Below are 25,745 nucleotides of genomic sequence, written 5' to 3'. Positions count from 1 at the left end.
GTACGGTAAAAAACCCATTTCTTATTTTTTATATTAAAGAGATTTACTTTGGTTGTCAACAAAAAATTGCTATTGGTCAGCTAGAAATATATTTATGTTTGTGCGCTTTATCGCTTACAATTGACATTGTATCAGATAAAGACAAATCCAAATTAAAAGATGCTATACTGATATGGCTTACGAAGGCCAAACTGTTAATAAATAAAGCACAGGGAGATACACAATGAAAAAGAAGATAATTAAAACCATATCAGGGGCTATGGCTGCAGCCATTATTTTATCAGGTTGTAATAGCCCACAGCTTAAAATTGATTCAGAAGATGAAGAAGCAGTAGAAGATTCTGGTGAAGCTGATTCCGAAAATGAAAGCGATGAGGAATCTACTAACGAGAGTGAAGAAGCTTCAACTAAAGAAACTGAAGATGAAGAAACGGAAGCTAAAGAATCCGATGCCGATTCATCTGCTGATGCATCTGATGCAGATGAAGAAAGCGATTCAGCAAAGAAAGACAACGATAACGATTCTAAAAAGAAAACCGATGAAAGTGAATTTGAAGATATCACTGACTACGACTCTACTGTAATGCTGGACGGAGAAGAGCTTACAGAAGATGAACTTTCAGATATTCAGGATTTTCTGAATCAACAAGAGAATAACGGATTTGTAGCTACATCATACAGGACTCCGGACAAGGCGAACTGGAACGAGGTATTCTATGGCGGAGCTGGTATTGAAAACTGTGATTATCCTGACGAAGCGCTAGATGCATATCTTGATGCCATAGGCGAAGATTTTGTTGAGTATGACTTGATAGCTCTTTCAGGAGATGATGTCAGATCATATGTAGAAAGCAAAACAGGCATAACTGATTTTGATATTTCGTTATTAGGCGGCTTCACTTATATAGAAGAATACGACATTTTGTTTGATCAGGTCAGTGATACTAATTATGTGAATGTTGTATGCGAAGAAGGTATTAGAAGAGATGACCTGATACAGGTTCTTGTATATGGTGAAATGCAAATGGTTGGCGAGCTGGGCACTTACAGACGTATTTCATTAATAGAAACCGGCGATTCCGATAATCCATATATGTTCTATTCAAACAGGGAACTATGGGAAGACTATGCAGATTCTGTTATTGAAGCAAGTGTTTACGGAACAGATGAAACAATTACCTGCGCTATTTCAGGTACTGCATATGGTCCTGATATTGCCATAATAGAAGATAATGCAGTTGAAGATATTATATATCCAAGGCTTAGCGATATAGATCTGTCAGACTTTAATGATGTTAAAGAAATTGCATTCTGCGATGTAAATGATGATGACCTTACAGACATGGTACTTATCTTATCAGATGGAGATGATACAGTTGCTGTAGTATGTGATGCACATGAATACTATGAGGGATATATAGAATATTCTCAGGGAAGCAGCGCGGTAACAATCTGGCTAAGTGATAATGTCAAAAAACTTACAGCAGACAATGTTATCGAATATATTCTGAATCATCAGGATGAATATAACGAATTATAATAGTTATAAAATATAGATGGCAGAGTAGACTTATCTGTCTATGGTATATCTTTGTGATAGATTGTATGATTTTAGTTTTCTAATTACATATATACTATTTGAATATTTAATTATCGATTATAAAAAGAACTATGCGCGCTAAAATGCATAGTTCTTTTTTGTTGCTTTTGGGCAATGTGCCGAAACTGATCAAAATTTTTAATGAAAATAATAAGCGTTACTTGGGCATAACTAACAAAAATATATTAATTAAATCAAAATATATTGACCAATATGATGAAAAGATTTAATGTGTTAACAGTGTTAAGTGATTAACACTTGAAAGTAATTGTGAGGGTTGATTTGACTATGAAAAGGATTGAAGAAGTTGCCGGTAACAATACAAGCGATCTTACAGAAATGAACAGATCTGCTATAGTTCGAATCTTACAGCAAAAGGAAGTATGTACAAGAGCAGAGATTGCCAAGCTCATGGGACTTACACAGGCATCTATCACCAAGCTTGTCGGATACTTGATAGAAATGGGGGTCGTATCCGAAGTTGGAATAGTTAAGGGCAATGGAAACAGGAGATCTATCGGTCTTAGATTAAACGCTGAGAAGAATCTTGTGATCGGAGTCAAGTTCTCACGTCATGTATTTGCAATTGGGGTATTTGATATATCAGGTAAGCTTTATACACAGAAAGAGACAGAGTTTGGTCTTGATGAGAATACCGGTATAGTACTTGCACAGATGAAGAAGCAGATAAGAGACCTTCTTGATGAGTACAAGAATATAGTTGCTATAGGCCTTGCACTACCCGGCCCATATCTTAGAAAAGAAGGCCGGATAGCTATGGTAACGAGAATGCCAAGCTGGCACAATATCAATTTCATTGAAGAATTTGAAAATGAATTTGATAAGCCTGTGTTTATAGAACAGGATGCTAATGCAGGAGCCCTGGCAGAGTGGTGGTTTGGAGACCATGGAAGGCCTCTTAGCTCACTGACATATTTTCTGGTAGGAGAAGGTGTTGGATCAGGAGTGGTTGACAATGACAGGTTGCTTCTTGGTTATCAGGGGATAGCAAGTGAAGTCGGTCATATAAGCATCGATTATAACGGACCTGTCTGTGAATGCGGAAACAGAGGATGTCTGGAACTTTACAGTTCAACAACAGCTTTTTTGAAAGAAGCCAAGTTAAAGCTTCCGGAGCTTTTTAGAGATAAATGTGAGAATAGAACAATGGCTTGTGAGAGAGTATTTGATGCAGCTCGAAGCGGCAATACTAAAGCCAAAGCTCTTGTGGAAAAGATAGCAGAATATATCGGATATGGGTGCGTGACACTGATAAATGCGTATGATCCGGAGATAATCGTGATAGGTGACAGTATATCAAAAGCAGATGAACTTATCCTTCCGACTATCAAAAGAATAGTAGAAGAAAGAACTATTCCGGAAGTAAGCAGCAGGGTGAGGATCAAAATATCTAAACTCAGCATAGATCCCACACTGTATGGGGCAGCAGCAATTGCTACAGACAGAGTTTTAAGGAAGCCAAGTGAGTATCTTTTTACTAATTAGAACTCTGGTTATATATAAGGGAGGGGCAATATAAAATGGAGAATAATTCTTTTATCCTTCAAATGCAGGGGATAACAAAAGAATTTCCGGGTGTTAAAGCTCTTGATGATGTAAACCTCTCGGTGAGAAAAGGCACGATCCATGCTATATGCGGGGAGAATGGTGCCGGCAAATCTACGCTGATGAAGGTATTGTCAGGTGTTTATCCTTATGGCACATATGATGGCAAGATCATCTATATGGGACAGGAGATGAAATTCAGGAATATCAAAGAATCTGAAGCAGCCGGAATAGCGATCATTCATCAGGAACTTACGATGATACCTGAGTTGTCCATAACAGAGAATATCTTTATGGGCAATGAGATCGTCAGAAGAGGCCTGATAGATTGGAATGAGGAGAAGAAAAGAACCTATGAGATTCTAAAGAAGGTTGGACTTTCGATAAATCCCGACATTCTTATAAAGCACTTGGGGGTAGGTCAACAGCAACTTGTAGAAATTGCAAAGGCGCTTTCTAAAAACGTCAAGCTTCTGATTCTGGACGAGCCGACGTCAGCACTTAATGAAGCGGATTCTGAAAATCTTCTCAATCTTATGACAGAGCTTAAGAATAAAGGGATTACATGTATCATGATCTCTCATAAGCTCAACGAAATTGCTGCTGTATCTGATGCGGTTACCGTTATAAGAGACGGACACACTGTTGAAAGCTACGACGTTGAAGCCGGCAAAGTTGATGAAGATAAGATCATCAAAGCTATGGTAGGACGTGCTATAGAGAACAGATATCCGGAACATAAACCCAAGATAGGGCAGGTCATATTTGAAGTATCTGACTGGTGCGTAGAAGATCCTGATGTGGAAGGAAGGATGGTCTGTAAGAATGCAAGTTTTAATGTAAGAGCAGGTGAGATCGTGGGATTTGCAGGTCTCATGGGAGCTGGTCGTACAGAGCTTATGCGTTCTATTTTTGGCAAGAATTATGGAATCTACAGAGGCGGTAAGATCAAGATCAAAGGACATGAAGTCAAGATCAATTCGGTTGAGTCAGCTATAAAGCATGGTCTTGCATACGTGCCGGAAGACCGCAAGGTTCTGGGACTTAATCTTCTGGATTCCATAAGAAAAACAGTTGTAGCTGCAAATCTTGATAAGATCAAAAAGAAGGGGCTTCTTGATCTAAATTTAGAGAAAAAGGCAGCAGAAGAATACCGCAAGTCATTAAAGATCAAAACATCTAATGTTGAAGCAGGTGTAACTACTCTTTCAGGTGGCAACCAGCAGAAAGTAGTTCTGTCTAAGTGGATGTTCACTGAGCCGGATATATTAATTCTTGATGAGCCGACGCGAGGTATCGATGTGGGTGCTAAATATGAGATCTACAAGCTGATACATCAACTGGCTGATGAGGGGAAAGCTGTCATCCTGGTATCATCTGAACTGCCTGAACTTCTGGGTATGGCAGACAGAATCTACACTATCTTCGAAGGAACCATTACAGGTGAACTTCTAAGTAGTGAAGCTGATCAGGAAGGATTGATGAAGAAGATGACGATTACATCAAACTAATATATGGGATAGGAAAGGGTGGATACAATAATGAAATACATCAAACAGATATTGGGTGGGGAACTTCGCCAATATACGATGGTTCTTGCTTTGGGACTTCTTGTTATCATATTCGATATCATCTCAGGAGGAAGGATGCTGACTTCTTCCAACGTTCAGAATCTTATATCAGGTAATGCTTACGTACTTGTACTGGCTCTGGGTATGCTGATGGTTATCGTTATAGGTCAGATCGACCTGTCGGTTGGCTCTGTTGCAGGTTTTGCCGGAATGGTCATGGCGCTTGTTGCACGAGACTACAATATTCCATGGTGGTGTGCAGTTCTTGTTGCTATTGCGATTGGTATACTTGCAGGTGCATGGCATGGATTCTTTTTATCACAGCTGGGTATTCCGGGATTTATCACAACACTTGGCGGAATGATGATATTCAGAGGAGGGGTTATCTGGATCTCACATTCTATCTCAGTACCTGCACCCGAGGAACTTAAGTGGTTTGGAGCAGGTTATCTTCCCGAATGGGGACCGGCATTCACAGGAATGAACAATTCTACACTTCTTCTTGGAATCATCGGAATAGTATGCTACATGATCGCTCAGATAAGAAAGTACAAACATTCAGGTGACGGAACAGGTGAGAAGGATGCGTTATGGGCAGTAGTTATAAGAATAATCCTTATGTCAGTTCTCATAGGTTATTTTACCTGGTTGTTTGGATCAGGTCGTGTGGGAACATCTTTCCCGGTACCGGGACTTATCCTTCTGCTTCTTACAATTATCTATCACATTATCACTCAGCGTACTGAGTATGGCCGTCATGTATATGCGGTAGGTGGTAATAAGTCTGCAGCAGCTCTTTCTGGTGTTAATGTAAAGAAGACCTATTTCCTTACAATGGTCAATATGTCATTTCTTGCAGCAGTTGCAGGTATCCTGTTCGTAGGACGTTCTACAGCAGCAGGACCGGCAGATGGTACATCCTGGGAGATGGATGCGATTGCATCAGTATTCATCGGCGGCGCAGCTGTATCAGGTGGTGTTGGTACTATCCTTGCAACAATCGTCGGTGGTCTTGTAATGGCTGTTCTTAACAACGGACTGATGCTTATGGGAGTTGGCGCAGACAAGACACAGGTTATCAAGGGATTTGTACTTCTTGCAGCAGTTGCTTTTGATGTATACAACAAAAAGAGCGGCAAGGCTTCTATAATCGGAAGATTGTTCCCAAGTAAAGAGTCAAAGTGATGTCTGGAAGGCAAGCCTGCTATATTATGCCGGGCCTTAAATAAATAGCGAAAAACAATTTAGGAGGGTGAAAAATGAGAAAAAGAGCATTTATGTCAATGGTTATGGTTGCCAGTCTGATGATAGCATCATTAACCGGATGTGGCGGAAGCAGAGGGGGAGATGTTGAAACGCCGGCGTCTGGCGGAGCTTCAGATAATAGCGCAGTTACGTCAGGTGAAATGCCAGGATTTGAAGAGGGCGCAACAATCGGTGTATCTCTTCCATGGCTTGGAACTCAGAACTGGAAAGAAGCTGAGGAAATGTTCACACAGCAGCTTACAGATGCAGGATATAATCCAATCGTACAGGCAGCGGATCAGAAAGTAACACAGCAGCAACAGCAGATCGAGTCTATGATAGAGAACGGCGCTAAGGTCATAGTAGTAGGACCTGTAGACGGATCACAGCTTGGATCAGTTCTGGAACAGGCCAAGGAAGCAGGAGTATATGTAATAGGTTATGACAGACTTCTTGAGAACACATCAGGCGTTGACGGAGTAGTTCAGTTCGGTTCTGTCAAGACAGGTGAACTTCAGGCACAGGCACTTCTTGATGGCCTTGCAAAAGAAAAAGGTGAGGGACCTTATAACATCGAGCTCTTTGGCGGCGGACCTGCTGACCCTAATGCTCCTAACTTCTTCACAGGTGCAATGTCAGTTCTTCAGCCCAAGATCGATGACGGAACACTCGTAGTTGTATCCGGCCAGACAGACTTCACACAGTGTGCAACAGTTGACTGGGATAATGCAAAGGCTCAGTCAAGAATGGATTCACTTCTTTCAGGCTTCTATTCTGACAAGAACATAGACGGTGTTCTGTGCCCTAACGATGGTATAGCAAGAGCATGTATCACAGCTTGTGAGAACGCTGGTCAGGACATTCCTGTTGTATCAGGCCTTGATGCAGAGAACGAGTCAGTTGAATGGGTATGGCAGGGACGTCAGTACTCAACAGTAGCTAAGCCAACTGAGGATCTTGTTGCCAAGACAATCGAGATCATCGATTCACTTCAGGCAGGTAAGGGAATGCCATCTACAGATGTTAAGGTAGATAATGGTGTCATCGAAGTTCCGATCTATGAGCTTCCTCCTGTAGTAGTTACTAAGGACAATGCAAAAGAAGTATTTGCAAACGATCCTTCAAGACTTGAACTGTTAAAATAACATAAAAGTGAATTTGGATCAGATAGGGCGGTGAGATAATTCACCGCTCTGTTTTTTATGAGGGTAAAAGAAAATGTTCCTAATAATATCTACCTATTTAAAAAGTATTGCCTGTGATATGATTAAACTTGAGGTCACAATACTGATATCATCTATATGATGCTATTAGTAATAAAAAACAAAGAGGGGAATTATTATGGGACGTATTTTTATGAATCAGGTGGGCTTTACACCTGATAGCAGCAAGAAGGCGGTACTTGACTTTGGGGGATCTGAATTCAATATCAAAGACTTAAATGATAAGACCGTCTACGAAGGCAAGTTGAGTCATTTCGGAACAGATGAGATCTCCGGAGAAGATGTAAGCGTAGCAGATTTTAGTGATTTTAAGGACAAAGGAAAATACTATGTCACGTCCGGTGACGTCCGCTCTACATCTTTTGAAATAGGAGAAGATGTGTATGATGGTCTTATGAAGGATATCTGTAAGTGTTTCTACTTCCTTAGATGCGGAGATGCTCTTTCTAAGGAGTATGCAGGGCAGTATTACCACGAGCCTTGCCATATGAGTAAGGCAACAGTCTACGGAGAAGACACAGAACCTGTGGATGTGACTGGTGGCTGGCATGATGCAGGTGACTATGGCAGGTATTCTACAGCTGGCGCTGTAGCAGTCGCACATATTCTGTATGGTGTAAGATTTTTTGAAGATATATTAAAAGTAGAATTTAATATTCCAAAAGTAAAATGCGATAAAGGTAATCTTCCGGATATCCTTGCAGAAGTAAAGGTGGAGCTAGATTTTCTTAAGAAAATGCAAAGAGAAAACGGCTCTGTATGGCATAAAGTAACTACATTTTGCCACGCTCCTTTTGTTATGCCAGAAGAAGACAAGGAAGAGCTCTTACTTTTCCCTGTATCATCACTTGCTACAGCAGACATAGCAGCTGTATTTGCTCTTGCATACAGCATCTATAAGGATTATGACAAGGCTTATGCTGACAGTCTCTTAGAAGTTTCAAAGAAAGCATACAAGTGGCTTAAGGAAAATCCTGACGAGCTCCTGTTCTTTAATGCAGAAGGATCAAACACAGGTCAGTATGATGAAGCTGAAGATATCTCAAATAGATTCTGGGCAGCAGCTTCTCTTTATGAAGTTACAGGTGATAAAGAATACTATGAAGATATAAAATATCAAAAAGATAGATTATTATCTTTTGATAAGAATGCTACTAAAAAAGGCTATCAGGGCAATGTACTTACATGCCTTGGATGGGCAGAAGTAGCAGGTCTTGGATCAATGTCAATCCTTCTTAAGAATGACGGCGATGACCTTAATAAAGAGATAAAGAAGGCTTTCACAGGTGAAGCAGACAGGCTTTTTTCAAATGCAAAGAAAAACGGATTTGGTCTTTGCATAGAAGCCAAAGACTTCATCTGGGGCAGTAACATGGAGCTTTTAAAATACCTTATGATCCTTACTGTTACAGATAAGAAGATAGAAGGAAAGCCTGAATATAAAGATGCGATCACATCAGGACTTGATTACCTCCTTGGTTGCAACAGCATGGACGTAAGCTACGTAACAGGTAATGGCGAAAAGGCATTCAAGAATCCGCACCTTCGTCCTACAGCAGTAGATGATATAGAAGAACCATGGCCGGGTCTTGTATCAGGCGGTCCAAATGTCGGCCTTCAGGATGAGAGAGCCAAAGAAGTACCGGCAGGATCAGCACCCATGAAGTGTTACCTTGACCACATCGATTGCTACTCACTTAATGAGATCACTATTTATTGGAATTCACCTCTGGTATTTGTAATGGCAGGAATGCTGAGCTGATTATTATTTTATTTTATGGAAATAGGGTATCAGTAATTTGATACCCTATTTTTATCTTTGAAAGTAGCTATGACTATAAGAATGTTAGCGATAAATAGACTATAACTAATAGAGATACTTATAGAATTGCTGACGAAATGTGATGCAATAATAGAAAGTGAAATTATTGCGGCTGAAATTATTTTCTCTCGCTTTCTTTCTAATGGAGAAAGATACTTTTTTGATTGTATCGGTGCAAACAAAATACATATAATAAGAGATATTATGTATATTGGCATAATTAGCGGAATAATATAGTCAGCGAATCTGAGAATAGCATAATTAGATATTCCCAAAAGTGAACTAAGTATAATACATCTGATACTGGTACTTGCATGAGCACCTCCAGCATGATGTCTATAAATGCAAAAGGTTATAAGCCAGCAAATTGTTTCCAAAAGACTATGTGTGATTAGTCCCCAGAATAGAAGAATCAAATCTGTAGTGATGGAATTGAGAAAACACTGAAAACCATAATCATAGATTTCGATATCCTCGTTAGAGTATTCTTTATTTGTCCAGGAAATAAAAAGATATGTTAGCTTTGTTGCTAATGCTTCCATTATTGGAATTCCTCATTTCTGTTAAAACGTGTAGTATATTGTAAGTATTGTGTTTTGAAGTTTTTAAGATAGGTTCTTCCTACTTCAACAGTACTCCCGTTTGATAAGTGTATTTTATTCTGGCTAAACTTAAATACGTGAGATAGATTTATTATATATGAGCGATGCACTTGAACGAATTGTCGCGGTAAAGAATTAATAATTGTATTTAGGTTATTGTATTGCGCGTACACAGTTTTTGTGGTTGTTATATCAACATAATGTCTGTTAACTGAAAATGATATTATTTCATGATAAGGAATAGATACTGTGATTTGCTGCTTGTTACGGTAGATATAACAATTGGAATGACGCTTCTTTTCAATCTCTGATAAACATCTAAAAAAGATATCATTATTTAATGGCTTTAAGAGGTAATTAAATGCATGGACATTATACCCTTCAAAGACAAAATCCTTGAAAGCTGTGAGAAAAATAATATCTCCCTTATAATCTAGAAGCCTAAGTCTTTTGGCGGCTTCTATTCCATTCATATTTCCCATTTCTATATCAAGTAAAAACAGGTCTATATTTGGACTGTAGTTTTGGGGGTCGTTAAAAAAAGATTCGGCGTTTTCAAAGTGCAATAACGAAAGCTCTATATCATAATTTTCGACCCAATCTTCAAGAGATTGTTTTATTCTTTCATATTCGATTCTATTATCTTCAAGGATTACTATTTTCATTTGTTGTTTTTTCCTTTAATGGGAACATAATATGTACACAGAAACGATTGTCATGTTCAGTTATTTCAATTATTCCATCGTTTTGATCTACAATTTCATTTATACGCTTAAGCCCGGTTCCATTTAGTTTTCCAGTTTTTGTCGAAAGAAAATTGCCAGCAGAATCCTTTTTACAAATACCATCGTAAGTGTTTTCTATACTAATTAAAAGCATGTTTTCAATTGGTTTTATATAAAAATCAATCGATGGAATGATTGAACTATCAGTTCTTATGAGATTCTCACAAGCGGTGAGTGCATTAGTCCATAGGTTTCCTAATAAGGATGACGTTAGAATCGGATTAAGAGAAAAAGTATCTGGAACAGTTAATACATAGGATACTTTTATACCTTTCTGTTCAGCTTTAGGAATACATGTGGATAATATGCAGTCAATTGCAGAATTTCCGGTAGATATGAATTTATTCATTTCATCAAAAGAACCTACATAGTTCTCAATATATTCATTAAGCTCGTCGTAGCTTTTATTGTTTGCTAAAAATTGAATGGCAGATAGGTGATGCTGCATATCGTGTTTAAGTTTTCGTAAAGATTCTGTTGTTTCAATGAGATTTTTATAATCAGCTTCTTCAAGCAGCAATTGCTGCTTTTCCGCTAATAGGTTCCTATTTTGTTCTTTTGTGTAGTTCAGTATATAAATGTATGTTAGTAAGAGTAAAAAAAGAAAGCAATATAGCGAAGATACAATTGCGAGTTCATTACTAAAACTCATGTTTTTGAATAAGGTGAAAGATTTTATGGTTTCTGCAACAATATATTGTCCGAAGAAGAATCCGATTAGACATAAGACGCTATATGATATTGTTTCGAGTGGAGATAATGATATATACTTCCATTTAATAAAATGTGATAAAAAAACAAAAACAGCTATACATGATATATATATCAACGTTGCAGGAGCTCTTAAATATCCCCCTGCAAGAATTGTTTTGGGTTCTACGTGAAAGACACATTGAAAAAGGGTTGGGACTATAATGTCTGATGCGAATAAGATTGCAAGATATGCACCTGAAAATAACAGCTTTAAGGATAGCTTCTGATTATAAAAAATAAGTGAAAATATCAAGAAGAAAAAAAATCCACAAATATAGCTAATACCAGAATCAATTCGATAATAGTTTAAAAGACTTGTTTCAGATGAGTTTAATAAAATATATATAATCATATATATGATAGATGTTATTTTAGTGAAGCGATGAGTTTTTTTCATTTTATCTTCCATAAAAACAAGAAATAAAAAGCTTTCTAGATTATTGATAAGTATTTCCCACACGTATTCCCAAGTATGCATTGTATTTGTTAACTCCCATTAGTTATTCTTCAATAGTGTAACACTAAAAAAGTTTTGAAAAAACATGAAAGTGTTGTTGGGGACGGAAAAAGTGTTGTTGGGGACGGCGGTTCAAAAAAAGAACAAATAGTATGTTATGCTATGTCTATCGTTATAACGAGTACTAAAAGGGAGATGTACATCATGAAAAAAGAAACAGTAAGGGAATATGTGGGCAAATGTATATTATCTATTGCAGAGAAGTATGCTGTTGAGAAGGCAGATTCTCTATGCATGGGTAGAATGTATGAGCCAATTGTTCCTGAAAAATTAAAAAAGAGAAGGGGGTTATCATGAGAAAAACAAGTAGGATTATCATTATTGCAATGTTGATGCTGACATTCTTTGCAATTCCAGTTAGAGCTGCTACAACGAGTTTTACTTTGACAGTAACAAAAGACGGACAGAATCAGGACCCCAAATCAAAGCGTACTGAAAAGGCAGGTGGTGCAAATTGGGAGAATAAATTCTATGTTACAAACGATACGTTTACAGGAATTGGAACGATGATAGTTACATCAATTAATCTTAAAGATAGCAGGATTGCTTCGAATTCAAAGGTACTTAATCTGTCAACAAAAGGTGTACGAGATAGCAAGGGAACAGAATATAAAACTACAGCGCCTTCTAATCAGTATTATTATCTGAAGGCTGTATATGGTTCCGGCCTTAGTAAGAGCTTAAACGCAACAGGAAGATATACTCCATAACTAATCATTATACGGGGAAATGTAGTTTGACTGCATTTCCCTATTTACTAATAGGAGAGCTGCTATGAAGAATAAGATAGTAATAATGCTTTTATTGTGTTCAATGACTTTAATCGGATGTGCAAACAATAAATCTAAAAACAATAATTCTGAATCAAATATAGATAACAGTCAAAATACCATTCAATCATCTGATAATATGGCTAGTACAGCGAGTGTCCCGACTGAGTATAAGAATATAGACGGAAAAGTAACATTCGATGGAGAGATATCCTATGGTTCATTGGATAATCTTTGTAGTTACAGTGCTTCATTACAAAAAATAGATACTTCTAAAGTAGAAGGTGATCTATTGCAGGAAGCTAAAGACTACGATAGCTATTCAAATACATCGGAGGATGAATGCGGAAATAAGAAAGACTATACTTCATACATAAATGTGTATAATGGTTTTTATTTAGCATCAGGACCAAATAGTAGTAATTTTTCTTATTTACGTGGTAACTGTAATTTCAGTAATTATGCAGCTGCATTTAGGATAGAAAAGAAATTTGACGATTATAATGCAGATAAATTTTCGACGCAGGAGGATCTCCCATTTGAATCTCGTCAGGAAGCGTATTCACAGATAGGAGATTTCCTAAAAGCACTTGGGTTTGACTCTGATTTTGAGTATGTTAGCTATTCTCTTGATCATAGCACTCTTCAAAACGAAGAAGTTCATTATGATATGAACGGTAATATAGATCCAAGTGAAAATAAAGATCAATGGACTCAGGAAGATGACTGTTATTATGTTGCTCTAAGACAGATTTTTAATGGAGTTCCGATTTATTATCCTTACGTTAGTACATTCGTTAATGAAGATGTTGAGAACTATCCAATAAATGCAATGGTAAATGAAAATGGTATTTTTAGTCTGAATATAGATCAGGTGTTTGAATTTGCCGATGAAGAAAAGATAGATTCTGTCGTAGAATTTGATACTGTGTTTGACGCGGTTTCAGATAAATTCAATGACATCCTGGGCGACAGTACATATGTATTTGATTGTGCAGAATTGGTTTACTACGTTGATCTATCCAGTGATGACGGCACTTATGAAGCGTATCCTATATGGATAATAAAAGGAAAAGAAATATCAGGTGATAATGAATCAGAAATACAGGTGTTTATTGATGCTCAGACAGGTGACGAAATAATCCCATGGACTCAGGAGTTGTAACAGATGGTCAGGATGCTTAAATCAGACATACTAAGGATAATATTATCGTACAGACTGCCTATTGGAATAATAGCGACAAGTTTCATATTGATATTGTCATTATTAGAAGAAAGGAATATTAATATCGATGTTTTATATGCTTTTGAGATAATAATGTATGGAATACCTGCAATGCTGATTCTGATAGCAGGAGCATATGGGTATGCAGATTCGATTTATCTGGATATAAAGAACAATTATTATAGAAGCCAGTTGATGCATGTTGGTTTGCACAGGTATATTTTTTCAAAAGTTATTTCTGTTTTTGTTTCAAGTACGATGATTATAACCCTTGGAATAACCTTGTTTGCGGTGATCATGCATTTATTTGTTCCATGGTGCGATGATGAAAGCATGACATATTACGTTGCTTCTAATTATTCATGTTTTAAATTCTTTTTAAATAATCACCACTATATATTGTTCTTTCTTCTATCTGGTTTTAGATACGGATTGTTATCAGGAATACTATCTGTATTATCGGCATACGTGTCGCTGTTTGCAAAGAATAGAATGATAGTATTTGCATTTCCATTTATTGGAAGATATTTATGTGATCTTATCACCATGTTTCTGACATCTAAATATACTCTGTATGATATATTCTGGGAACAGCATGTAGGCTGGAAGTCTCCGGCTTTCACGATCTTTATTTTGATTGGGTTAGCTGTTTCAATAGTATTTTTGATTGGAGGTCTCATGATGAGAAAAATAGAAAGGGATTATATTGGATGACTAGATTTTCTCATTTTATATCTGAAGTAAATAGATTCTTCTTTTGTCCAAAAGTATACATTGCACTTTTGTTTCAATTTGCTCTGATGCATTTTTTTACATCAGGAATAAGGGCTTTATCAATAGAATCCGGCTGTAAGAGCAGTATCTGGCTTTTCCCATTTCTGTTTGGCTATGTATATTCGCAGCTTACGCATGGATTGATAACGACATACATTTTTTCTTCAGTACCATTTATGGAGAGAAAAGAGATTTATACGATCATAAGAAAAGGAAGAAAAAGATGGCTTGCAGATGCATATGCGAAAATCGTAGGAGTAAGTATTTTAATTGCTGTTGCCAATGAACTCATGAGCATATTGGTGATGCTACCGTATATATCATTAGAAAGCGGCTGGGGGAAGATATACAAAACAATTGCGCTCACTGATGCTGCTACTGTTTTTGATATTCAGATTTCTGTTCCATATTTACTGATAAATCAGTTCTCCCCATTTGAAGCTACATTAAATGTGATGCTTCGAATGATCATATTGTCGATAATACTAGGAATTATCATGTTTACAGTTGGACTGATGAGTTCAGGACTAGTAGCTGTAATTACGGGTACGTGTTTTTCCGGTCTGGTGATAATCAAAGAGAATCTGGCGTATTGTTTCCCATGGATCAGATATATATCACCGTTTTCATGGATGAATTTAGTTGATAATAACTCTAATCATATAGATAGCTTTGATAGGTGGAATATGTATTTGCTAATTCTATCGTGTGTTGTGATCATATGTGTAGCGATAGATGTGCATCTGATAAGAAGAATCGACTTTAATTTTATAGACGAGGAAGAGTGAATCTATGGAGATAGATCTTATAAACATTGAAAAAGCATATGGAAAGCACAAGGTTCTTAAAAGTGTTAGTCTAAAATGCTGCCCGGGCACTATCACAGGAATCGTAGGTCGAAATGGAGCCGGGAAGACCGTTCTTTTTAAAGCAATCTGCGGCTTGGTTTCTATCGATAGTGGAGAGATCAAAATAGATGGACAGCTTAGGAAAACTGACAGCATTTTAAAGCAAACGGGTGTAATAATCGAAGGTCCGGCATTTCTTTCAAATGCTTCAGGTATTAAAAACTTAATTTACTTATATACTATAAATAATAAGCTTAATAAAAAATATCTTGAAGATGTTATGAGGAAAGTAGGCCTTGATCCCAAAGAAAAGAAATCTGTATCCAAGTATTCTATGGGAATGAAGCAACGACTTGCCATAGCTCAGGCTATAATGGAAGATCCGGAGTGTCTTATTTTGGATGAACCCTTCAACGGCCTTGATAATAAGGGAGTGGATGAAATAAGATCACTACTTCTTGATCTTAAGAAGTCAGGAAAAACAATACTTGTAGCAAGTCATAATCCGGAAGATATAAGGATACTGTGTGATGAAGTGTACGAAATGGATGATGGTATTATGACAAAGAGAAGTTTGAAAGTGTCCCACTTTCAAACCTAAATTGATGTCGCTAGCTCCATCAATTTGAACCATTAGCCGCTCGCTTTGCTCGCGACATTAGATTAAAAATGGCATCGTAAAAGCTACATGATGTTGACATTATATGCGACTTATTTTAGTATAATTCCTAGCAATGTGGTAGGGAATGGAAAGGTTATATAATGTTAAACGAATTTTCAAGAACTCAGTTATTATACGGCAAGGATGCCATGGACAAGTTATCAAGGTGCAAAGTTGCAGTTTTTGGGATAGGCGGAGTAGGTGGATACACAGTCGAAGCCCTTGCAAGATCCGGAATAGGTGCACTTGATCTTATAGATGATGACAAGGTATGCCTTACTAATATCAACAGACAGATACTTGCTACAAGGAAGACAGTAGGCAAGTACAAAGTAGACGTTGCCAAGGACAGAATAGAAGAAATATCTCCCAACTGCAAAGTCAGAACTTTTAAGACTTTCTATCTGCCGGAGACTGCTGATCAGTTTGACTTCACCGAGTATGACTATGTAGTAGATGCAATAGATACAGTAACCGGTAAACTTACGATAATCGAAAATGCCAAGAAGCTGAAAGTGCCAGTGATATCATCAATGGGAGCAGGCAATAAAGTTAATCCATCAGGTTTTGAAGTTGCAGATATCTATGATACCTCCATCTGCCCTCTTGCCAAGGTCATGAGAAGAGAGTGCAGGAAAAGAGGAATTGATTCTCTTAAAGTAGTATATTCCAAAGAAAAGCCGGTGAGGCCTCTTGAAGATATGTCAATAAGCTGCAGGCAGCACTGCATCTGCCCTCCGGGAACTGTAAGAAAATGTACCCAAAGGCGTGATATTCCAGGATCAACAGCTTTTGTACCATCAGTTGTAGGGCTTATCATAGCAGGCGAGATCATTAATGATCTTACGGCAAGTAGGAAAAAGATAGTAAATAGTTAATAATAATAATTAAAATCCCGATAATATTATAAGCAGATAGTGTAAATATATTGCGTTCTATCACCTTTTATTTGTATAGCTACTTATTATACGATGTAAGAGTCAAAAGGAACTTTTGCCAACTACTTTATTACATTTAAGCTAAGGATGCTACAGGTATTTTTGTAAAAATGTAAAACAGTGCCTTTTATGACATTAAAACGGCAAGGAATGAGAAGATTCATTCCTTGCTTTTTTTTATCATGAATTAGTAGTAAAAAGATCTTCTTAAGCCTTTTACTATGATGATGTCCTTAGGTGATCACAATATAGGCAATAATCATACGGCATAAGATTAGATATCTAAATGAGGGGAGCTTATAGGGGAATGAAAAAATTATATAAGGTGTTGGCAGTACTACTATCATGTCTGCTATGTGCATGTGCTTCAAATAAGGCGGGAGCTGATATAAATAAGGTAGCCGGTGATAATAGCAGTAGTCAAGCTTCTGATGGAGATAGCACAGAAGTAAGTGCACAAGCCGAAAGCCTTGAAAACACATATGAAGAGGATGAAAACAATATGACAGTAACAGACGTATCAAAAGCAGAAGAATTATTTGAAAACCTTGAACTCACAAAAGGATACAAGGATATAACAGATCACAATCCTTGTATGACTCAGCGCTTTAGTGCAGATCCCGGAGTTATGGTATACAATGACAGAGTCTATGTATATGCTACCAATGATGGTATGGCTATGGATAATAAGCCTTCCAAGAATGAATATGGCAATATCAGAACCATTAATATGATGTCATCAAAAGACCTTGTAAACTGGGAAGATCATGGTGCTATCATGGTCGCAGGCGGCAGCGGCGTAGCATCATGGGCGGGGAACTCATGGGCACCTTGTGCTTGTCATAAAGTGATCGATGGTAAGGAGAAATTCTTCCTTTATTTTGCTAATAGTGGTAATGGAATAGGTGTTCTTACAGCAGATTCACCCACAGGTCCTTGGGAAGATCCGCTTGGACAGGCTCTTGTACCACGCGATACTCCTGGTATTGAAGGAGTTATATGGCTTTTCGACCCTGCTGTACTTGTAGATGATGATGGAACAGGTTATCTTTACTTTGGAGGAGGAGTTCCTGAAGGCAAGGCAGAAGCTCCTGAGAGCTTTAGAGCAGTAAAACTTGCAGATGACATGATCCACCTGGACGGAGAGGTTGTTAAGATCGATGTTCCGTGGGGATTTGAAGATTCAGGCATCAATAAAATAGGTGATACATATTACTATTCATATTGTACTAACTGGTCAGGCGGCCCTTATGGTAATGCAAGGATAGGATATATGACTTCTAAATCGCCTCTTGGACCATTCACCTATCAGGGAACATGTTTTAATAATCCCGGAGATTTCTTCGGAACAACAGGCAATAACCATCATACTATCATCACTTTCAATGATCAGCAGTATATCTTCTATCACGCAGAATATCTTAACAAGAAGATGTACGGCGAGATGCTGGGTTACAGAACCACACATGTAGACAAGCTCCCTATGGAGGATGGCCTCTTTGGTGATGCCAAGGGTACACTTGAAGGTGTTGAGCAGCTTTGCAGCGTAGATGCCTATAGCATAAGTCGTGCAAGCGCGTTAGCATGGCAGGGCGGAGCTTCATTTGAAGGAAGCGGTGATACTCTTCTTAAGTTATCAAAAGGCGACTGGGCGGGAGTATCAGGCGTAGACTTTGGATCAGGAGCTGCTACTATAAAGCTTACGGTTAAGGCCCCTGAAGATACATGGATCCGTGTAACAACTGAGTCTGCAGATGGAGAAGCAGTTGCATATGTATTTGTACCTTCTTCTAGTGATCTTATTGAAGTAACAGCAGAAGCCTCAGGTCTTGAAGGTGTTCAAAATCTCTTCTTTACAGCTGCAGGAGATGTAAGCATAGATTCATGGGTATGTGAATAAATAATATGACGTAAGGGTCACAAGTCATAATATAAAAGTTAATATCTCTAAAATGTTAATACAAAATCCCTCGGCTTATAACAAAGCCGAGGGATTTTTGGCTTATTTATAAACTAAAACCTCCCATTTGTACTATATGTCTTTGTAAATTCCTTGATGATACTGAGACGTCTAAGTAGTAGGTTTGAGTTTATAACCGCTCAAAATTACGCCTATACCACTTAAATATATTTATAGCAACTATCAGCAATCGGTTATGGACGCATATTCATTACGATGGCAATATAAGTTCTAACAATTAACAAATCACCCAAACAACTAACGAACCACCCAGGCAACTAAGTACATACAAATGCGGCAAGACATTAAAGTTTAGCTTGCAGATGTATTAGTAGTAACAAGCACACAAGAGTTAGAAAGGAAGTAATGATTATGGCAGACAGAGAATACGGTTTTGATACTTTGAAGATTTTGGCAGGTTATGATTCAGCAGATAACAAGTATTCAGTTTCACCTCCGATCTATCACACAGCAGCGTTTGACTTTAGAGACACAGAGCATGCTGAGAATCTTTTTACTTATAAAGAAGCAGGATATCTTTATACAAGAGTTGGAAATCCTACTGTAACTTATTTTTCTGAAAGAGTTAAGGCGCTTGAAGGAGCTAAGAACGCTGTAGCTGTTGGATCAGGAATGGCTGCTATCACATTCACACTTCTAAATCTTGCAGCTAAGGGCGGAACAATCCTTGCTTCACCTTATCTGTATGGAGGAACAATAGACAGTTTCGACAGACTCTTCCCTGAAGTTGGAGTGAAGATAAAGCTTACAAGAAATGTCCTTGATCCTGTGGCACTTGATAAGGAGTTATCTGAAGGAGATGACATAAAGGGAATATTCCTTGAGTCAATATCCAATCCCAATGCATATCTTCCTGATATAGATGCTATATCCAAGGTAGCTCATAAGTACGGCGTACCTGTTGTTGTTGATAATACAGTAGCAACTCCTTACATATACAGACCACTTGAACACGGAGCTGACATCGTAGTATATTCTGCAACCAAGGGTCTTACAGGACACGGCAATATCATTGCAGGTCTCATCCTTGATAATGATAAGCTCGACTACTATACAGAAGATAAATATCCTCAGTTCTACGAACCTATCGTAATGCTTAAGGGCAAGAGTCCTAAGGATGTGTTCCCGGATAACTTCTTCATATTCCGTGCAACACTTGTATACCTTAACCTTCTTGGAGCAGCGCTTTCACCCAATGATGCATATCTTGGAATCCTTGGTCTTGAGACCCTTTCAGAAAGAGTAGCTAAGCAGAGTTCAAACGCTCTTAAGATCGCTGAGTATCTTGAAAGTTCACCTGCAGTTGAGTGGGTTCGCTATCCTAAGCTCAGCTCATATAAGTATAAAGAAGTTGCGGACAAGCATCTTACAAGAGGCGGCGGAGGACTTCTTTCTTTCGGGATAAAGGGAAGTAAGGAACAGGAAGCTCTTTTCCTTAATAATCTTAAGCTCTTCCATTATCTTGTAAATCTTGGAGATGTGCGTTCACTTATAGTAAACTCACCGGATACTACTCACAGTGAACTTACAGATGAGGAAAAAGAACTTGCAGATATCCCTGCAAATCTTATCAGGATCTCAGTAGGTCTTGAGGATGTTAACGATCTTATTAAAGATCTGGATCAGGCCTTTAAGGCGGCAGGGCTTTTAGATGCAGACAGCTCTGCAGCATAAGGCTTTATGGGAGCTTGATTATTGGGATCGTCAGGCGCTTATATAAATGCATAGAAGCGCTCTGACAAGTTTATTTCAAAAGAGGATGAATATGAAAAGTATAAATTTGTTTAAAAAGGTAGTCTGTGTCGGACTATCACTTTCACTTCTGACAGCCTGCTCAGTGACTTCTAATGAAAGCGTTATAGAAGATGAAAAGGTAGCTACAGCTGATTCTAATACTGCAGGATCTGCAGATGCTGTATCTGATGGAGACTACAAGTATGGCAAGATCGATATCCCGGGCAAGGACGGAGCCCTTTGCGGAGCGCCTATTTATATTGCCTATGAAAATGGATATTTTGCCGAAGAGGGATTCGACGTAACACTGATATCAGCAGACTTTGAGACCAGGAAGATCGGGCTTAACAACGGCAGTATACCGATTGTAAACGGGGATTTCCAGTTCTTCCCATCTATCGAGAATGGAATAGATGTTAAGGTCGTAGACGGACTTCATGAGGGATGCATCAAGTTCGCAGTAAAGCCTGATTCTGATATAGAGACCGTGGAGGATTTGAAGGGCAAGAAGATTGGTGTGGATGAGATAGGCGGAACACCTCACCAGGTTGCAAGCTTATGGCTTGAAAATGCAGGTATATCTGCAGATCCTGCTAATGGTGAGGTGACATTCCTTCCGTATTCTGACGGTAACCTTGAGTTTGAGGCACTTTCAAGCGGAGAGATAGACGTTGCAGCTCTTTGGGATCCACTTGGATCAATCCATGAGAAGGCAGGAGATGTGAAGATCATCTTCGACCTTGGAACGGATGAATATTTTAAGGACAGATTCTGCTGCTTCCTATATGCCTCTACCAAGGTGCTTGAAGAAAATCCCGAAGAAGTTGCGGCACTCCTTCGAGCTTATAGGAAAGCTCAGGAATGGATATATGAGAATCCCGAAGAAGCAGTCAATATCATCGTAGAGAAGAACTATGCTGCTATTGAAGATAAGGACCTTGCAGTAGAGCTTATAAAGAGCTACGGCTATCCGTCAGCAACGCAGCATGCAGATAACTGGGATGAGACTGTAGAAGATAATGTGAGATATTTTGCAGGTGGCCTGTATGACATCGGCTATCTAAAAACGGATCCCGAAGAGTTTACTGATACCGTATATCAGAAAGTTGATGTGGGTAACTGATTGAAATAAAAAATATTAATATGACGTAAGGGTCAAAAGTCATTTCGATTCGAGCTTGCTCGAAATCGAATATGAATTTATGACCCGCCAAACATGAGCAAAGTAGCACGTAGTGCGGATTTGCGAATGTTTGAGGATTGTGAGAGTTTCGAAGAAACGGAACAATCCGGTAGTCATATGGTGTCAAAAGGAACTTTTGACACCTACCTCTTAATATGCAAATGAAGTAGTTGTTGTGTTCTCACGGACTATCATTATAAAGATTGTCTGTGAGAACAAATCTTTATCAGAGGATTGATATGGACGTAGAAGTTGCGATCAAAACAGCCAGGCAAAAGCGTAGTGATATAAAAAACATTGATAACAGTATTTATAATTATAAGAATACGAAATATATGCTTCTAAAGATTTTATTTACAATATCAGGATTTGTAGCAGCTATCCTGGTCAATATCCTATTCCCTCAAAAGGCTGATGTAGAGTTTAAGACATATACGCTAAATCTTTTGAATCTGAAGATTGGTTTCAATATGAACAGTGCTTATATAGTAGTACTTATAGCACTTATTCTCATATATGGAATATCAGGAATCATATCACTTTTTCAAAAAGATAGAAGAAAGCTATATGCCAAGAATGCCGCATTCAGGTTCTTTCTGGGAATAGCTCTTGCTATATGGGATATAGGAGGGACTAAGATACAGATCTTTGCACAGCCTTTTTTCCCGGGACCGGCCCAGATCATAGAAGCCTATATCGCTGATGGAAGCTACATAGTCCAGAATACGCTGTATTCGATAAGACTTTATGCTGCAGGTTTTAGCTGCGGCGTACTTCTGGGAGTCGGAACCGGTATACTGATCGGATGGTTTCCGAAGGTATATTACTGGGTATTCCCTGTTCTTAAGATAACAGGAGTAGTACCTGCGGTTGCCTGGATGCCTTTTGCTCTTACACTTCTACCTACTTCTTTTAGCGCAGCTGTATTTCTGATCGTAATATGCGCATGGTTTCAGATTGCATTCCTTACAGCTCAGGGTATACAAAGTACTCCAAAGCAAAGCTATGAAGCTGCAAGAGTTCTCGGCGGAGGTCAGATCAATCAGATACTTCATGTTGCTATACCTCATGCAATGCCTGATATCTTCACCGGCATAGGTTCTGCCAATGCTATGGCGTTTACAACCCTTGTAATGAGCGAGATGCTGGGTCAGCCAGGCGGTCTTGGCTATTATATTAACCAGTCCAAGGTATGGAGTGCATATTATAAGGTTCTTGCTGCGATTGTTATCATGGCTGTTCTTTTTTCTTTTATCAATTTCTTAATAGGTCTTATAAGGAAAAGAGTTCTTAGATGGCAGCAGGGAGTTGTTAAGGTGTAAAAGTTTGAAAGTGTCCCACTTTCAAACCCAAATTGATGTCGCTAGCTCCATCAATTTGAACCATTAGTCACTCGCTTTGCTCGCGACATGAGGTTAAAGAATGAGGTTATTTATGAAAAGTTCTATCAACATAAGGAATGTTAATCGTATATACAAAGATTCTGATGGAAACAAGGTTGAAGCTCTAAAGGATGTAAATCTGGAGATAAAGCCAGGTGAGTTTATATCTATAATAGGCCCTTCCGGATGCGGCAAGACGACACTTCTTCGTCTTATAGCAGGACTTGATAAGCCTCAAAACGGAGAGCTGTTTATAGACGGCGTACCGATCACAGGCGCAGATCCGTCAAGAGGATATGTGTTCCAGCAAGGGAGCCTTTTTCCATGGCTTAGTGTCAGGAACAATATAGCCTACGGATTAAGGGCCAGAAAGGTCTATAGGAAGAAAAAGGATACTATCGCAAACTATATAGATCTTGTAGGCCTTAAGGGCTTTGAAAAGTCCTATCCTCACCAGATATCAGGTGGTATGGCGCAGAGAGTGGCTATAGCAAGAGCGCTTATCAATGAACCTAAAGCGCTTCTTCTGGATGAGCCTATGGGAGCTCTTGACTCTTTTACTAGAGCTGATCTTCAGGACAAACTACTGGAGCTGTGGAAGAGGGATGGGACTACCATGATACTGGTAACTCATGATATTGATGAGGCTATATATCTAAGCGACAGGATAGTTATCATGACTCCAAGACCCGGTAAGATCAGTAAGATAATAGATGTTGATCTGTCAAGGCCAAGGCAGAGAGGAAGCGCATCATTCCTTGAGATGAGACGACAGATCCTCGAATTCTTCGAACTGGCTCAGGCAAGTCCCCAGCCGGAATACAATATTTAAAGAATGAAATAAAATGATGGAAAAGGAAGATTATAAACATGGATTATATTAAAAAGAATTATATAAAGCTAATTGAACTTGTTCTTGCTCTTGTAATTGCAATCGGGTCATTTACTGCATTTGCAGCATGCCCCGTGTCAGAAGAGCATGTGATGGCCTGCCATTATGCCCAGCTTGCCGTAACACTTTTTGGAACAGTTCTTAGTATACAGGCACTTGCGTCTCTTATCATAAGGAATGATAAAGTAAGGCTTGGTATAACCATCTCACAGATACCGCTCGTAATAGGCTTATTCTTCGTTCCCGGAACAGTTTTTTCACTTTGCATGATGAGCAGTATGAGATGTATCAGTATCTTTAAGCCTGCAGTAAGAGTTTTTAGCGGACTTACATTTATCGTATCAGTGGCAGATGTTGTCATTAGTATTATCAAGAAAGAAAACGGGGAGCTTCAAAGTGAACATAAGGAAACTGCCGCTTAAAAACATAATAATGCATAAAAAAAGAACTGCGGGACTTCTTATAATACTCGTGGTTTTGACAATAGCATTGTTTGGAGGGAGTCTTTTTATAAAGAGTCTAAATAACGGACTTGATAGCCTTAACGAAAGACTGGGATCAGATATTATCGTACTTCCCAAGGATGCAGAATCTGAAGTTGACCTTAAAAACCTCCTTCTTCAGGGGACACCAGGATACTTCTATATGGACAAGAGTATACTAAGTGAACTTGAAAATATAGAAGGAGTAGACAAGATATCAGCGCAGTACTTTCTTGTTTCTGCCAATGCAGACTGCTGCAGTGTCAAGGTTCAGATAATAGGATTTGATGAAAAGACGGATTTTACTATTAAGCCATGGCTTCATGAAAGTTACAAGGGAGTACTTAAAGACAATGAGATAATAGTTGGATCCATGCTCTCTACAAGAGTAGGACATACGCTAAAACTATATGGCAAGGAGTTTCTTGTAGTTGGCAAGCTTGAAAAGACCGGAACAGGACTTGATACGGCAGTATATACAACAGGTGATACGGTTAAGACTTTGATAGGTGCAGCACAGGATAAGGGGATAAGCATATTATCAAAGCAAAGCCCGGATGATGTTATATCTTCTGTATATATTGATATCAAAGACGGATATGACATTGATTCTATAGTATCTGATATTAATCTTGGCCATAACGAAGTCAAAGCGGTCAGATCCAAGACCATGATGACTTCTACCTCGGACAGGCTGGGAATAATATCTGCCGCGATCTCGTTGTTGATCAAAACAATATGGGTATTTGCGGCAGTAATACTTATAGCAGCTTTCTATATCATAACAGGTGAGAGGAAGAGAGAATTTGCAGCTCTTAGAGTTATAGGAGTATCTAGAAAAAGGCTTGGAATCCTTGTTATGTCAGAAGCTCTTATACTTGGTGTGATTGGAAGTCTTATAGGCATTATAATGACAGGAGCTGTCATGTATTCATTTAGTGTACTTATAGGTACAAAACTTGACCTTCCGTATCTGTTGCCCGGCGCTTTCACCGCAGCATACTATATCTTAATAACCTTTGCCGGCGTTGTCTTTATAGGAGCAGTATCAGGGCTTATATCAGCATACAAGGCTGTATCTGTAGATACTGCAAAGATACTAAGAGAATAAAGGGGGGCAAACTTCCCACTTGGACGGTGTAGCAACACCAAAGGCCTTGCAGAAATGGACAGTATATATATCATTCATGA

The 25,745-nt window shown here is 38.5% G+C and carries 24 protein-coding genes; 21 read left to right on the top strand and 3 right to left on the bottom strand.

The window, feature by feature from the left end:
* Nucleotides 1-223 precede the first annotated feature (223 nt).
* From BMX21_RS11195 to BMX21_RS11170, 6 genes are all read left to right on the top strand, one after another.
* Entirely contained in the window at nt 224-1,540 is a 1,317-nt protein-coding gene (locus BMX21_RS11195) for a hypothetical protein (protein ID WP_092044321.1), read from the top strand.
* Between the two features lie 348 nt (nt 1,541-1,888).
* On the top strand, nt 1,889-3,106 hold the full coding sequence (locus BMX21_RS11190; RefSeq protein ID WP_092044318.1) for an ROK family transcriptional regulator: 1,218 nt from the start codon (nt 1,889-1,891) through the stop codon (nt 3,104-3,106).
* A gap of 35 nt (nt 3,107-3,141) precedes the next feature.
* Complete coding sequence (mmsA, locus tag BMX21_RS11185) at nt 3,142-4,677, top strand: multiple monosaccharide ABC transporter ATP-binding protein (protein WP_022755925.1); 1,536 nt, start codon at nt 3,142-3,144, stop codon at nt 4,675-4,677.
* Nucleotides 4,678-4,707: 30 nt separating this feature from the next.
* Complete coding sequence (locus BMX21_RS11180; protein ID WP_034464651.1) at nt 4,708-5,922, top strand: sugar ABC transporter permease; 1,215 nt, start codon at nt 4,708-4,710, stop codon at nt 5,920-5,922.
* Nucleotides 5,923-5,996: 74 nt separating this feature from the next.
* Nucleotides 5,997-7,127: a substrate-binding domain-containing protein gene (locus BMX21_RS11175; RefSeq protein ID WP_022755926.1), complete on the top strand. Its 1,131-nt coding sequence runs from the start codon at nt 5,997-5,999 to the stop codon at nt 7,125-7,127.
* 196 nt (nt 7,128-7,323) lie between these two features.
* A complete protein-coding gene (locus tag BMX21_RS11170) occupies nt 7,324-8,967 on the top strand; it encodes a glycoside hydrolase family 9 protein (RefSeq protein WP_092044315.1) in 1,644 nt (547 codons plus the stop codon).
* A 29-nt stretch (nt 8,968-8,996) separates the two neighbouring features.
* On the opposite strand, the gene BMX21_RS20200 is transcribed toward BMX21_RS11170, so the two are convergent.
* From BMX21_RS20200 to BMX21_RS19380, 3 genes are read right to left on the bottom strand one after another with little or no spacing between them, the layout of a single operon-like run.
* Nucleotides 8,997-9,569, bottom strand: a complete 573-nt coding sequence (locus BMX21_RS20200) for an accessory gene regulator B family protein (protein ID WP_092044312.1) — start codon at nt 9,567-9,569, stop codon at nt 8,997-8,999.
* The gene (locus BMX21_RS11160) at nt 9,569-10,294 is read right to left on the bottom strand and encodes a LytR/AlgR family response regulator transcription factor (RefSeq protein ID WP_092044309.1); all 726 of its coding nucleotides are present in this window, start codon (nt 10,292-10,294) and stop codon (nt 9,569-9,571) included. The genes BMX21_RS20200 and BMX21_RS11160 overlap by 1 nt, the downstream gene beginning before the upstream one ends.
* Nucleotides 10,275-10,934 carry a sensor histidine kinase gene (locus BMX21_RS19380; protein ID WP_177174015.1) on the bottom strand — a complete coding sequence of 220 codons (660 nt, stop codon included), beginning with the start codon at nt 10,932-10,934 and terminating at the stop codon, nt 10,275-10,277. The genes BMX21_RS11160 and BMX21_RS19380 overlap by 20 nt, the downstream gene beginning before the upstream one ends.
* Nucleotides 10,935-11,091: 157 nt before the next feature.
* On the opposite strand from BMX21_RS19380, the gene BMX21_RS19375 reads away from it, so the two are divergent.
* From BMX21_RS19375 to BMX21_RS11090, 15 genes are all read left to right on the top strand, one after another.
* Entirely contained in the window at nt 11,092-11,298 is a 207-nt protein-coding gene (locus BMX21_RS19375; RefSeq protein ID WP_177174014.1) for a hypothetical protein, read from the top strand.
* Between the two features lie 530 nt (nt 11,299-11,828).
* A complete protein-coding gene (locus BMX21_RS19050; RefSeq protein ID WP_143057248.1) occupies nt 11,829-11,981 on the top strand; it encodes an AgrD family cyclic lactone autoinducer peptide in 153 nt (50 codons plus the stop codon).
* On the top strand, nt 11,978-12,394 hold the full coding sequence (locus tag BMX21_RS11150; protein ID WP_092044304.1) for a hypothetical protein: 417 nt from the start codon (nt 11,978-11,980) through the stop codon (nt 12,392-12,394). The genes BMX21_RS19050 and BMX21_RS11150 overlap by 4 nt, the downstream gene beginning before the upstream one ends.
* Before the next feature lie 64 nt (nt 12,395-12,458).
* Nucleotides 12,459-13,619 (top strand): hypothetical protein, encoded by a 1,161-nt coding sequence (locus BMX21_RS11145; protein ID WP_092044301.1) that lies wholly within the window; start codon nt 12,459-12,461, stop codon nt 13,617-13,619.
* 3 nt (nt 13,620-13,622) lie between these two features.
* Entirely contained in the window at nt 13,623-14,393 is a 771-nt protein-coding gene (locus BMX21_RS11140) for a hypothetical protein (protein ID WP_092044298.1), read from the top strand.
* Nucleotides 14,394-14,629: 236 nt separating this feature from the next.
* The gene (locus tag BMX21_RS11135) at nt 14,630-15,241 is read left to right on the top strand and encodes a hypothetical protein (RefSeq protein WP_143057247.1); all 612 of its coding nucleotides are present in this window, start codon (nt 14,630-14,632) and stop codon (nt 15,239-15,241) included.
* Nucleotides 15,242-15,245: 4 nt separating this feature from the next.
* Entirely contained in the window at nt 15,246-15,902 is a 657-nt protein-coding gene (locus tag BMX21_RS11130) for an ABC transporter ATP-binding protein (RefSeq protein ID WP_092044292.1), read from the top strand.
* Nucleotides 15,903-16,063: 161 nt separating this feature from the next.
* Nucleotides 16,064-16,840, top strand: a complete 777-nt coding sequence (locus tag BMX21_RS11125) for a tRNA threonylcarbamoyladenosine dehydratase (protein ID WP_074757833.1) — start codon at nt 16,064-16,066, stop codon at nt 16,838-16,840.
* A gap of 367 nt (nt 16,841-17,207) precedes the next feature.
* Nucleotides 17,208-18,800 (top strand): glycoside hydrolase family 43 protein, encoded by a 1,593-nt coding sequence (locus tag BMX21_RS11120; RefSeq protein WP_177174013.1) that lies wholly within the window; start codon nt 17,208-17,210, stop codon nt 18,798-18,800.
* 432 nt (nt 18,801-19,232) lie between these two features.
* Nucleotides 19,233-20,555, top strand: coding sequence for an O-acetylhomoserine aminocarboxypropyltransferase/cysteine synthase family protein (locus BMX21_RS11115; RefSeq protein ID WP_092044427.1), 1,323 nt, complete (start codon nt 19,233-19,235; stop codon nt 20,553-20,555).
* A gap of 91 nt (nt 20,556-20,646) precedes the next feature.
* Entirely contained in the window at nt 20,647-21,738 is a 1,092-nt protein-coding gene (locus tag BMX21_RS11110; protein WP_027218426.1) for an ABC transporter substrate-binding protein, read from the top strand.
* A gap of 299 nt (nt 21,739-22,037) precedes the next feature.
* On the top strand, nt 22,038-23,120 hold the full coding sequence (locus BMX21_RS11105) for an ABC transporter permease (RefSeq protein ID WP_092044287.1): 1,083 nt from the start codon (nt 22,038-22,040) through the stop codon (nt 23,118-23,120).
* Between the two features lie 112 nt (nt 23,121-23,232).
* Entirely contained in the window at nt 23,233-24,012 is a 780-nt protein-coding gene (locus BMX21_RS11100; RefSeq protein WP_092044285.1) for an ABC transporter ATP-binding protein, read from the top strand.
* A gap of 38 nt (nt 24,013-24,050) precedes the next feature.
* Nucleotides 24,051-24,494: a DUF4418 family protein gene (locus tag BMX21_RS11095; protein ID WP_092044283.1), complete on the top strand. Its 444-nt coding sequence runs from the start codon at nt 24,051-24,053 to the stop codon at nt 24,492-24,494.
* Nucleotides 24,469-25,665 carry an ABC transporter permease gene (locus BMX21_RS11090; protein WP_177174012.1) on the top strand — a complete coding sequence of 399 codons (1,197 nt, stop codon included), beginning with the start codon at nt 24,469-24,471 and terminating at the stop codon, nt 25,663-25,665. Before BMX21_RS11095 ends, BMX21_RS11090 begins: the two co-directional genes overlap by 26 nt.
* The last annotated feature ends 80 nt before the right edge of the window (nt 25,666-25,745 follow it).

Origin of the sequence: Butyrivibrio sp. TB (assembly GCF_900110805.1) — a bacterium.
GTDB lineage: Bacteria > Bacillota > Clostridia > Lachnospirales > Lachnospiraceae > Butyrivibrio > Butyrivibrio fibrisolvens_C.
Note: the sequence above shows the minus strand (reverse complement) of the source record. Positions and strands in the feature narration are given on the sequence as shown.